The sequence below is a fragment of the Humibacter sp. genome, assembly GCF_035547335.1.
Taxonomy (GTDB): domain Bacteria; phylum Actinomycetota; class Actinomycetes; order Actinomycetales; family Microbacteriaceae; genus Humibacter.
Genome location: NZ_DASZVF010000022.1, coordinates 1 through 11,279, shown reverse-complemented (window position 1 = coordinate 11,279; position 11,279 = coordinate 1). Strand labels below are relative to the sequence as shown.

Sequence of the window (11,279 nt, the reverse complement as noted above, 5' to 3'; positions counted from 1 at the left end):
CGTCTCACGTTCCCGCGCGGGCATCGCACCGTGATACCGGTCGGCACGGATGCGCGCCTCCTGCAGCGCGTCCCGGTATCTCTCCGTGGACTTGCGCGTGGCGACGTACAGCAGGCCCGGCTTCTCGAGGTCTTTCACCTGTTCGACGACGGCTGCCGCCTTGTCCTTCTTGCGCTCGTGCCGCACGACCTCGAGGAACAGGTTCGGGCGGTCGAAGCCCTCGAAGACCGTCACCGGATCGACCATGCCCAGACGCTCCACGATGTCGTCTCGCACCGGCGGCGCCGCCGTCGCCGTCATCGCCAGGAGGGGCGGGCGTCCGAGCTTCTCGGCGAACTCGCCGAGCCGCAGATAGTCGGGCCGGAAGTCGTGGCCCCATCTGGAGACGCAATGCGCCTCGTCGACGACGAACAGCCGGATGTCGGCACGCGCTATCCGCTCCAGGTTCTCGTCGTTGGCGAGCTGTTCCGGCGCGAGCAGCAGATAGAGCGGCTCACCCGATTCGAGCGCTTCCATGGCCGCCCGGTTGCGGCGCACGCCCTGCGCGGAGTTGAGCGCGAAAGCCTTCGGCGCCCTGGCGTGCTCGTTCATGCCGTCGATCTGGTCTGCCTGGAGCGCGATCAACGGCGACACGACGATCGTCACGCCGCCCAGCACCGCGCCCGCCACCTGGTAGATGGCCGACTTGCCATACCCGGTGGGCATCAGTGCCAGCGCGTCACGCCCGTCGATCACCGCCTGCATCGCCCGTCGCTGTCCGGGACGCAACTGGCGCCATCCGAACACGTCCTCGGCCACCTGTACCGCCTCGGCGGTTCGTCTCGCTTGCGTCACCCGTCTATCCACCATCGAGACGGGGTGCTCTGGCAACCCCCTCCGCGGTTCCGACGGCATAGTTGCGCCAGCATAGTTCCGACGGCACGCGAGCTCGTCGTCGAGCGATCCGATGGGACAGAGGATGCGCCCCTGCCGCTCACTAGACTGGGCCCGGTGAGCCAGGCGAGCATGCGCACGACGACCTGCCGTGTCTGCCTGCTCGGCCCCGTGGTCGTCGAGTCGCCATCCGGCGGCGCCGTGGAACCCGGCGGCGCGACGGCCAAGGCGCTCGTGGTCGCGCTGGCCCTGGCCAGGAGCCCGCTCTCGGTGCGGGGCATCGTCGACGATCTGTGGGGCGACACTCCGCCGCGCAACGAGAAGGCCGCCCTGCAGACGCTCGTCTCCCGCGTGCGCTCCGTCGCGGCCGACGGGCTCATCGTCTCCACGCCGGGCGGCTACGCGCTCGGTCGGTCGTCCGGCGGCGGCGCCGATGGCGACCGCGGGGACGACACCGATCTCGGCGCTGCCGCCCGGGCACGCGATGCTGCTCGCGCCGCGGTCGATCGCGGCGACTGGACGCGGGCGCTGGCCGAGGCATCAGCGGCGCTGGAGCTCTGGCGAGGCGAACCGGGCGCCGACCTGGGCGAGACCGACCTCGCGGAGCGTCTCGCTTCGTCAGCCGCCCGGGTGCGCAGGGACCTCCTTGTGCTGCGCTCGCGCGCCCGTCTCGAGCTGCACGACATCGCGGGCGCTCTCGCCGAGCTGGCTCCGCTGGCCGAGGCGGCGCCGCTCGACGAGGACGTCGCCCTGCTGCGCCTTCGCGCCATCGCCGCGGGGGGACGCCCCAACGATGTGCTCCGCGAGTTCGCGGAGTTCCGTGAGCGGATGCGCAACGAACTGGGCACCGATCCCTCCGCGGATCTCGTCGCGTTCAATGCGCAGCTCCTGCGCGCGCCGCAGCAGAGCCCGGAGCCGCCGCGCTCGCTGAGGATCGGCATCCGTGCCGCGCCGAACGAGCTCGTCGGGCGCGACGGCGACATCGCCGCCGTGGAGACGATCATGGAGTCCGCCCGGCTCACCACCATCCTCGGCGCCGGCGGCCTGGGCAAGACGCGCCTCGCGCAGGCTCTCGCAGCGAGGGCGGCGGAGCGGATGCCCGGCGTCGTCGTCGTCGAGTTGGCGAGCGTGCGCACGGGGGATGACGTTCCGCTCGCGCTGGCCTCCACCCTCGGCATCAGGGAGTACACCGGCACGCGCCTCTCGCTGAGCGACCCGACCGTCCGGGTGGACGTGCGCGCGCGCATCCTCGGCGCGTTGAACGAGCAGCCGACGCTGCTCGTGATGGACAACTGCGAGCACCTGATCGACGCCGCCGCAGAGTGGATCGCCGATATCGTCGCCTCGACCCGCTCCGTGCGTGTGCTCGCCACGAGTCGAGCGCCGCTGATGATCGCGGCCGAGCAGGTCTACCAGCTCGAGCCGCTGCCTGCGACGTCTGCGAACGGCGAGAGCGCAGGACCCGCCGTCACGCTGTTCATGGAGCGTGCACGTGCCGCTCGCCCGTCCGTCGTGCTGCCCGTCGACGCCATCGAGCGACTCTGCGAGAAGCTGGACGGCCTCCCCCTCGCGATCGAGCTGGCGGCCGCGCGAGTGCGGTCGATGTCGGTCGAGGAGATCGAACGCCGCATCGGAAACCGGTTCGCCCTGCTGCGCGGAGGAGACCGCGCGGCACCGGAACGACACCGAACGCTGCTGGCGGTGATCGACTGGAGCTGGAACCTGCTGCGCACCTCCGAGCAGCGCACGCTGCGCCGGCTCTCGCTCTTCGTCGACGGGTTCGCGGCAGACGCGGCTCTCGTCGTCTGCGGACCGGACACGGACGTCGAGGAGGACCTCGAGGGTCTCGTCAACCAGTCGCTGCTGTCGGCTGCCGAGAGCCGGCTCACCGGCAGGCTGCGCTACCGCATGCTGGAGACGGTGCGCGAGTTCGGAGACCAGCGGCTGCGCGAGGCGGGCGAACGCGACGACGTGGCTGCCGGCATCCGCAGGTGGGCGGAGGCGTTCGCCTTCGCAGCGCTCGAGACCACGTACGGCGCAGACCAGGTCGACACGTTCCGGCGCGTGGCCGAGGAGCAGGACGACCTCGTGGCCGCGCTGCGCGACGCCACCGCCGTCGGCGACGCTGGCACCGCGAGCGCGGTGTATGCCGCGCTCGGCATGCACTGGACGCTGCGCGGCGCGCATTCGGAGGTGCTCGGTCTCGCTGCCGCCGTGCTGGAGACGATGCGCGGCTACGACCCCGACGACGAGCATCGAGACTCCGCCATGGTCACGCTCGCCCTGATCGGCGCGACGTCTCTCATCACGAACGCCAGGCAGGGTCTGCGCGCCGTCTCCCGTCTGCGCATGCTGCACGCGAAGGGACCCGCGTCGTCTCCGCAGCTGGAAGGGATGATCAGCCTGCTGCTCGTCATGCCGGACTTCGCCGCCGCGGGCGCCGCGATCGAGAGCATGCGGGCGAGCGACGACCCGGCCGTGTCGTCGATGGGGCTGCTCATCGCGGCGCAGCTGGCGGAGAACTCGGGCCGGCTCGACGAGGGGCTCGCCACCAGCGAGCAGGCGTACGCGAAGGCGGAGCTTGCGCAGGACACCTGGACGCTCGGCATGGCGGCGCACAATCTCGCGCAGCTGCACAGTGAGCGAGGCGACGCGGCCGAGGTGCTGATCTGGGCGGCACGGGCCAGGGCGCGCCTGGAGCAGCTGAACGCCGGCGAGGATCTGCGGCAGCTGGACTGGCTCGAGGCCGCCAGCGAGCTGGCGCTCGGCAGGCTGGAGCCGGCGCGTGCCGCGTTCGAACAGCTCACGGCACTGCAGGGCGACGCCGACAGCTTCGACTGGAACGACCTGAAGGCCGTCGGCTACGCCGGCCTCGCCGAGGTGGCCGCCGCCGAGGGAGACCTCGCCGAGGCCGAGCGTCTCTATGCGACCGCAGCGGACAGCTGGGGCGACCCGCCACGCGGCTTCGCTCCGTGGTACTACGGCGCAGCAGCTGGTCTGCTCGTGGCCGCCGTGCGCGCCGGCCACGCGAACGATCCGCGCGTGCACAGCACGGCGCAGCGCGTGCGCAGCCGCATCCTGCGCGACGACCGCGTGCGGGCGGGCATGATCGATCACCCCATCACGGGAGTCGCCGCCGTCGGCCTGGGCGTCTGGCTGCTCGCACCCGGTCGGGAGACGCCGGACGCGTCGCGCGAGAGCGGCGCCGGCGCGACCGCAACGACCCGGTTCACGATCGCCGGACAGCACGAGGCGGGACTGGAGCTCCTCGCGCTGGCGAGGGGCCTTCGCGCCCGCCGCGACTTCCCGTCTCTGGATCCCGAGCGCGCGCTGGACGACGTGCGCGCCCGGCATCCGGAGCTCGACGTCGACGCCGCGCTCGCACGGGTCGACGCCCTGGCCTTGGGCGAGCGCCCCGCGCGGCTCAGCGACGTGGTGCGCTCGCTCCGGCCTCTCTTCGTCTAGTCCGTCAGCTCGCTTGCGCTTGCGTCTCGGGGTGCAGGTTCGCGCCCCCGCGGTAGCGGGTGCCGTAGTGGTTCTCGGGCAGGCGCGCCCTGCCAGGTCCGAACAACCGCTCGCGGAGCGTGCCGGCGCGCTCGCCCTCCGCGGGCATCCTGCCGCGCCTGCGCAGCTCAGGGATGACGAGGTCGGCGAAGTCGCGCGCCGTGTCGAACGAGTGGTACTGGCGCAGGTTGATGCCGTCCAGGCCGTCCTCGTCGAGCCAGCGCTCGATGGTGTCGGCCACGGTGGAAACGTCGCCGACCGCGAGGAACCTGTCGTTGCGGCTGCCTGCGATGAAGTCGAGCGCCTCCCCCACCGTCTTGTTCAACGGCAGGAACGGCACGCGCGCCGCAGGAACCTCGGCGCGCTCGAGCGCGTCCGCCACCGTGATGTCGCGAGGGAAGGCGGTGAGGTCGACGGGCAGGCTGCTGTGGGCGAGGATGCCGTCGAGGCTCGCGTTGGCCCGGTAGAGGCGCCACTTGTCCTCGGCCTCCTCCTGCGTGCGGCCCACGATGACGCCCGCCATGGCGATGAACTTCACGTCGTCGGCTTCGCGCCCCTGTTGCACCGCGGCATCCCGCATGCCGGAGGCCGCGCGCCGGAAGTCCTCGCTCGTGCGGCCGCCCGTGAAGACCACCTCGGCGTGCTTGCCGGCGAACTGCATGCCGGCCGGTGAGCCCGTCGCCTGGAACAGCACAGGCGTGCGCTGCGCTGAGGGATGCACGAGGTGCGGCCCTGCGACGCGGTGGCGCTCGCCCACGTGGTCGATGTAGCGCACCTTGGACGGGTCGGTGAACACCCTGGCCTCACGATCGGCGACCACGGCGTCGTCGTCCCACGACCCCTCCCACAGCTTGTACAACACGTCGAGGTACTCGTCGGCGAACCGGTACCGGTCGTCGTGCGGGATCTCCCCGTCGAGGCCGAAGTTGCGCGCGGCGTTCGGCAGGTACGACGTGACGATGTTCCAGCCGACGCGACCCTTCGTCAGGTGGTCGAGCGTCGACATGCGCCTGGCGAACGCGAACGGCGGCTCGTACGTGGTGGAGAACGTGACCCCGAAGCCGAGCCGGTCGGTGACGGCGGCCATGGCGGGAACGAGAAGCAGCGGGTCGAGCGTCGGGGACTGCAGTCCCTCGCGAAGCGCCGTCTCTGGGCCGCCGCGGAACACGTCGTAGTGACCGATCACGTCGGCGAGGAAGATGCCGTCGAAGCCGCCGTGCTCGAGCAGCTGGGCGAGCTCGAGCCAGTAGTCGAGGTCTGCGAAACGCTCCCGGTTGTTGCCAGGGAGCGTCCAGAGCCCGTGCGTGATGTGGCTCACGCACGCCATCTCGAACAGGTTGACGAAGAGCTGCTTCTTGTCGGTCATGCGGTGCTTTCTGGATCGAAGGCGGGAATCGAGGCGATGAGCCGCCTGGTGTAATCGTGGGCCGGAGCCGAGAACAGCTGTTCGGGTGTTCCGACTTCCACTACTCTGCCGTCTTTCATGACGAGCACGCGGTGGCTGAGATGGGCGATGACGCCCAGGTCGTGCGAGATGAACAGGTAGGAGAGCCCGAGGCGGCGCTGCAGCGCCGTCAGCAGGTCGAGGATCTGGGCCTGGATGGTCACGTCGAGCGCGGATACCGCCTCGTCGAGCACGATGATCTCCGGCGACTGCGCGAGGGCTCTCGCGATCGCGACGCGCTGCCGCTGGCCGCCGGAGAGCCGGAGCGGGAACCGGCGAAGCACCTCGTGCTCGAGCCCGACCTGATCCAGCAGCTCGCGGATGCGCCCGGAGCGCTGCCCGGACGCGAACGCGCGCCTCGGCAGAGCATCGACCAGGATGCGCTCGACCGTCCACCGTGGGTCGAAGCTGGACAGCGGATCCTGCGACACCACCGCGATGCGCGAGCGCACCGCCCTGCGGCGGCGCTCCCGAACCTGGGTCCACTGGCGGCCGAGCAGGGTCACTGTGCCGGCATCCGGGCGCTCCAGTGCGAGCGCGATGCGGCCCGTCGTGCTCTTGCCCGAGCCGGACTCGCCCACGATGCCGAGCGTCTCGCCGCGGTGCAGAGCGAACGAGACGTCGTCGACGGCCGTCGTGACGGAGCCGTCCCTCGTGCGGAATCGCTTGGTCAGGCCGTCCGCCTGCAGCACGACGGTCTGCGGGTCCTCGTCGCGCTCCGGCGCTCCGGCGAGGAGCGCCGCGCCGCCAGGGCTGAGCGGTTTGCCACGGGTCTCCTCGCTCGGCACGGCTGCGATGAGCGCGCGCGTGTAGTCCTCTTCAGGGTCGCCGAGCACCTGGGCGGCGGGTCCCTGCTCGACGACCCGGCCGCCCTGCATGACGACGATGTGGTCGGCCAGCTGCGCCACGACGGCGAGGTCGTGGCTGATCAGCAGCACGGATGCCCCGCGCTGCTTCATCTGCCTCAGCTGCTCGAGCACCTGCGCCTGCACCGTCACATCCAGCGCCGTCGTCGGCTCGTCGGCGATCACGATGTCGGGGTCGAGCGCGATCGCGGACGCGATCAGGGCGCGCTGACGCAGTCCCCCGGACAGCTGATCCGGCCGCTGCCTGGCCCGGACCGCCGGGTACGGCACGCCGACACGTTCCAGCAGGTGCTGCACGCGCTGCTGCCGGGAGGCCCGGTCGCCCCAGCGGTGCAGGCGGAGCGCCTCGACGATCTCCTTGCCGACCGGCCGAAGAGGGTCGAGCGAGACGAGCGCATCCTGCAGCACGAAGCCGATGTCACGCCCACGGATGCGCCGCCAGGTGCGCGACGTGAACGCGAGCGCGTTCTCGTGGTGGATCTCGAGCGCTTCCGCCTCGACGATCCCGTTGCGGCCGGCGAGCCCGACGAGCGACCGAGCGGTGACGCTCTTGCCCGAGCCGGACTCGCCGACGATCGCCACGCACTCGCCGGGCAGCAGGTCGAAGCTGACGCCCGACACGATGCGCCGGATTCCGTCGCCCACGCGGAACGCCGTGCTCAGGTTGCGCACCGACAGCCGGGCGCCGGACCGGTCGAGGCGGTCGGCCCCGACCTGCGTCTGGTCGCCTGCGTCCCGCGCCGGCGCGTCGTCGACGTCTTCTGCGATGCTCACGCTCACTCCCCCTTCTCGAGCCTGGACTGGATGTGCCTGCCGATCGTCGTCGCCGACAGCGCGACGGCCACGATCACGAGGCCAGGGATGACGACGAGCCAGGGCGCCTGCACGAGGTACTCGCGACCGGCGTCCAGCAGCGCGCCCCACTCCGACGCGGGAGGCGCGACGCCCAGGCCGAGGAACGACAGGCTCGACGCCCACACGATCGACTGGCCGATGGAGAGGGCGAACACCGCCACGAGCGGCCGCAGCGCGTTCGGGAGGATGTGGGCCCGCACAATGCGCCACCTGGAATGCCCGAGCGCGGTGGCCGCCTCGACGTAGCCAGCGTTCTTCGCGCCGAGGATCTGGCCGCGGATCATCCTGGCGTATCCGGGCGCCGTGCCGATGCCCACCGCCAGCACCTCGGTGCCTGCGCTCGGGCCCATGATCGCGATGAGCAGCAGCGCGAGCAGGAGAGACGGGAACGTGAACAGGATCTCGATGAACCGGTCGGCGACGAGAGCAGCGGGCTTCACCGCGAGCGCGGCGACGGAGCCCAGCAGGAGTGCCGCCGCGACCCCGAGCAGTGCTGCGCCCACGCCGATCGTGAGCGAGTCGCGCGCGCCCCAGACGACGCGCGTATAGAGACCGCGCCCCGACTCGTCGGTGCCGAACGGATGCGCGAACGACGGCGGCTTCAGCGCGGCCGAGTAGTCGACGGCGGTCGGCGAGTGCACAGTGAGCAGCTCGGGTGCGACGACAGCGACGAGCAGCAGAACGGCGAACGCGATGGCGAGGTAGAGGCCCCACGGCAGCCTGCTCAGCCTGGCGAGCGCCTGGCGCAGGTCGGAGCCGGAGGCACGGGCGTCGATGGCGGTCATGACAGCTCCAGTCGGGGGTCGACGAGCGTGTAGACCACATCGACCAGGAGGTTGGCGAGCACGTAGACGACGGCGACGAGCGTGACGATGCCCGTCACGACGGGCAGGTCCTGTTCGTTGACGGCCGTGACCAGCACGGATCCGATTCCGGGGCGGGAGAAGATCGACTCCACGATCACGGCGCCGGAGAGCGTGGCGCCGAGCGCCCAGCCGGACAGCGTCACGGCGGGGATGACGGCGTGCCGCAGCACGTGGCGCAGGCGAATGCCCCACTCCCCCATGCCGCGCATGCGTGCGGACAGCACGAACGGCTGGTCGAGCGAGCGTTCGAACTCCAGCCTCGTGCTCTGCGACATGAACCCGGCGAGAGGTATGGCCAGTGTGAGCGCCGGCAGCACGATGCCCTGCGGAGACGTGCCGCTGATGATCGGGAACCATCTGAGGCCCAGGCCGAAGACGAGCAGCAGGATGATGCCGAGCCAGTACGCGGGCAGGCCGGCCGTGACGACATCCACCGTGCTGCCGAGCTCGGAGACCCCGCGCCCGCGACCGGCGGTGAGCGTGACCCAGACCACCATGAGCACCCAGGCCAGCACGATCGCCGTCAGCGACAGCGCGACGGTGGAGCCGAGCTGTTCTCCGATGATCGAGGTGACCGGCCGGTACTGCTGGTAGGAGGTGCCGAAGTCGCCGCGCACCAGGCCGCCCAGGTAGTCGAGGTACTGCACGATCACCGGCTTCTGCAGGCCGAACTGGGCGTTGATCTGCGCGAGCTCGTGCGGGGTGCGCTGCTGCGCCTGGCCCGCCCTGATGTTGAGGATGGTCGTGGCACGATCGCCGGGCAGCGCCAGCTGGGCGAAGAACGCGATGGTCGCTGCACCCCAGAGCACCACGACCGCCGCGCCGATCTTGCGCAGGATCACGAGCGCCGTCCGCCTGGCACGACGAGGTCGCACCGCGCGCTCCGCGATGGGGCCCTGGCCGTCCTGCTGCTGCCGGATATCCGGCTCGATGCGAGGCGGCTCAGCCGACGAAGTAAGCGTCATAGAACGTCGGTCCTCCCTGTGCGTGCTCCTGCCAGACGCCCTTGAGCTTCGGCGAGACGGCGAGCGTGCTCAGCCGGTCGTACACTCCGATCGACAGCGCGTGCTGGGCGATGTAGTCCTGGGCCTTCTGGTAGTCGGCGTTCTGCGTCGCGACATCCTGAGCCGAGTTGCCGTCGAGGATGAACTGGGCCAGCGTGTCGTCGTTGTAGAAGGCGCTGTTCGCGTAGTTGGGGTCGTCTGTCGTGGACGGCCGCCAGTTGATGTAGAGGATGCCGGCCGTCACCGCCGTCCAGTACCCGGCGCTGATGTCGTAGGAGTCCGGGGTGGAGTATTTTCCGGAGAAGAACTCGCTCTGCGGCACGGGTACGAGCTTCACGTCGAAGCCCACCTTGGATGCCTGCTCCTTGATGCCCTGCAGGATGGCGGCGCCGTCGGCGTTGATGATGGACCCGGCTCCGTACGGGAGCGTCACCGTGAGGGTCTGGCCGTTCTTCTCGCGCACGCCCTGGGAGTTCTTCTGCGACCAGCCGGCCTGGTCGAGCAGGCTATCGGCCTTCTTCGGGTCGTAACCGTACCAGTCGGCGGCCTTCGTGCTGTAGCCGGGCGTGGCCTGGCTGACCGACCCGTTCCCCTCGTACGGGATCACGCCGTGCCCGATGGTGTCGACGATCTGCTTGCGGTTCAGCGAGTACGCGAACGCCTGCCGCACGAGCTCGTCGGTGAACGGGCCCTTCGCCGTGTTGAACGACAGCTGCTGGGGCCGGCCGGGCGTGACGTACTTCTCGAGGTCGTACCCTGCGGCCTTCAGCGTGCTCCACTGCACGGCGGGAACGTCGTAGATGGCATCCGCCTGCCCGCCCTGAAGCGCGGCGACGCGCGTCGTGGGGTCGGCAACGAACTTCCAGTCGATCTTGTCGACGTACGCGGGGCCCTTGTGCCTGGCGTTGGCGGGCGGCGACGTGTAGTTCTTGTTGCGCACCAGCACGATGTCCTGGCCTCGGTTCCACTTCTGCACGATGAACGCGCCGGTTCCGATGGGCGCCTCGCAGTTCTGCGCCTTGCTGCGCGTGGTGAGCGCGTGCTCGGACTGGATGCCGAAGTAGCCCTGCGAGAGGTTGTCGGCCAGGCGCGGATACGGCTTGAGCAGGTTGATCTGCAGGGTGTGGTCATCCACCGCCTGCGCCGACTTGTAGTACCCGTCGAGCCAGACGCTGGCCGTGCTGTTGCCGCCCTTCACCCAGTAGTCGAAGTTGTACGCGACGGCGGCTGCGGTCAGCGGCGTGCCGTCCGTGAACTTCACGCCCTTCTTCAGGTCGAACGTCCAGGTGAGCCCGTCGGGCGACTGCTTCCACGACGTGGCGAGCCACGGCACGGCCTTGCCGTGCGCGTCCAGCGAGGTGAGGCTGTCGAGCACCTGGTACGAGAGGTACGCCTGCTCGATCCAGCCGCCGAAGACGCAGGCCGGCTCCTGCTGGTGGGCGTAGACGATGGTTCCGCCCTCGACACGCTGGCCGGACCCGGCCGACGTGCTGTCCGCGGCGGCGCATCCGGAGAGTGCCAGCGCTGCGATGGAGAGTGTTGCGACGAGGGTGGAGCGGAGAACACGGGCGCGCATGCGGCGACTCCTGACGGTCGTGGCAGAGATGGAGGGGATGCCGCACAGTTTTCGTCGTGACGGGCTCGCCCGACAAGCGCCGCCGAAAGACAACGACCGACTTCGTCACATGCCGTCAATCGCCGTCATGCGAGGACATGAGACGGTGCGCGATCGCGCGGAAAGCGCTATGGGACACCGCCGCGGGACCGCATCGCCAGGGCCCGGTCGGAGCCGGGCCGGACCCGGCCGGACCCGGGCGGCTCAGGGTGCGCTGTCGCGAGCCGGATCCACGACGGCGAGCTCCACCGC

Annotated in this window: 7 protein-coding genes; 1 reads left to right on the top strand and 6 read right to left on the bottom strand. The window is 70.5% G+C overall.

Features of this window, described 5'->3' with window-relative positions; genetic code table 11:
* The coding region (locus tag VHB92_RS06100; protein WP_325452453.1) for a RecQ family DEAD/DEAH box helicase at positions 1 to 834 on the bottom strand (834 nt) is incomplete at its 3' end.
* Positions 835 to 990: 156 nt separating this feature from the next.
* Here VHB92_RS06100 and VHB92_RS06095 point away from each other — a divergent pair.
* A complete protein-coding gene (locus tag VHB92_RS06095; protein WP_325452450.1) occupies positions 991 to 4,338 on the top strand; it encodes an ATP-binding protein in 3,348 nt (1,115 codons plus the stop codon).
* Positions 4,339 to 4,342: 4 nt separating this feature from the next.
* On the opposite strand, the gene VHB92_RS06090 is transcribed toward VHB92_RS06095, so the two are convergent.
* From VHB92_RS06090 to VHB92_RS06070, 5 genes are all read right to left on the bottom strand, one after another.
* Positions 4,343 to 5,743 carry an NtaA/DmoA family FMN-dependent monooxygenase gene (locus VHB92_RS06090; protein ID WP_325452449.1) on the bottom strand — a complete coding sequence of 467 codons (1,401 nt, stop codon included), beginning with the start codon at positions 5,741 to 5,743 and terminating at the stop codon, positions 4,343 to 4,345.
* The gene (locus VHB92_RS06085; protein WP_414653071.1) at positions 5,740 to 7,359 is read right to left on the bottom strand and encodes a dipeptide ABC transporter ATP-binding protein; all 1,620 of its coding nucleotides are present in this window, start codon (positions 7,357 to 7,359) and stop codon (positions 5,740 to 5,742) included. The genes VHB92_RS06090 and VHB92_RS06085 overlap by 4 nt, the downstream gene beginning before the upstream one ends.
* A 104-nt stretch (positions 7,360 to 7,463) precedes the next feature.
* Positions 7,464 to 8,327 carry an ABC transporter permease gene (locus VHB92_RS06080; RefSeq protein WP_325452445.1) on the bottom strand — a complete coding sequence of 288 codons (864 nt, stop codon included), beginning with the start codon at positions 8,325 to 8,327 and terminating at the stop codon, positions 7,464 to 7,466.
* On the bottom strand, positions 8,324 to 9,373 hold the full coding sequence (locus tag VHB92_RS06075; protein ID WP_325452443.1) for an ABC transporter permease: 1,050 nt from the start codon (positions 9,371 to 9,373) through the stop codon (positions 8,324 to 8,326). Before VHB92_RS06075 ends, VHB92_RS06080 begins: the two co-directional genes overlap by 4 nt.
* A complete protein-coding gene (locus tag VHB92_RS06070; RefSeq protein ID WP_325452442.1) occupies positions 9,351 to 10,988 on the bottom strand; it encodes an ABC transporter substrate-binding protein in 1,638 nt (545 codons plus the stop codon). Before VHB92_RS06070 ends, VHB92_RS06075 begins: the two co-directional genes overlap by 23 nt.
* Positions 10,989 to 11,279 lie beyond the last annotated feature (291 nt).

What these genes read in the sequence shown, in the direction of transcription:
- VHB92_RS06075 (WP_325452443.1), bottom strand. Translation starts at nt 9,373, where the DNA reads ATGACGCTTACTTCGTCGGCTGAGCCGCCTCGCATCGAGCCGGATATC.
- VHB92_RS06070 (WP_325452442.1), bottom strand. Translation starts at nt 10,988, where the DNA reads ATGCGCGCCCGTGTTCTCCGCTCCACCCTCGTCGCAACACTCTCCATC.
- VHB92_RS06080 (WP_325452445.1), bottom strand. Translation starts at nt 8,327, where the DNA reads ATGACCGCCATCGACGCCCGTGCCTCCGGCTCCGACCTGCGCCAGGCG.
- VHB92_RS06090 (WP_325452449.1), bottom strand. Translation starts at nt 5,743, where the DNA reads ATGACCGACAAGAAGCAGCTCTTCGTCAACCTGTTCGAGATGGCGTGC.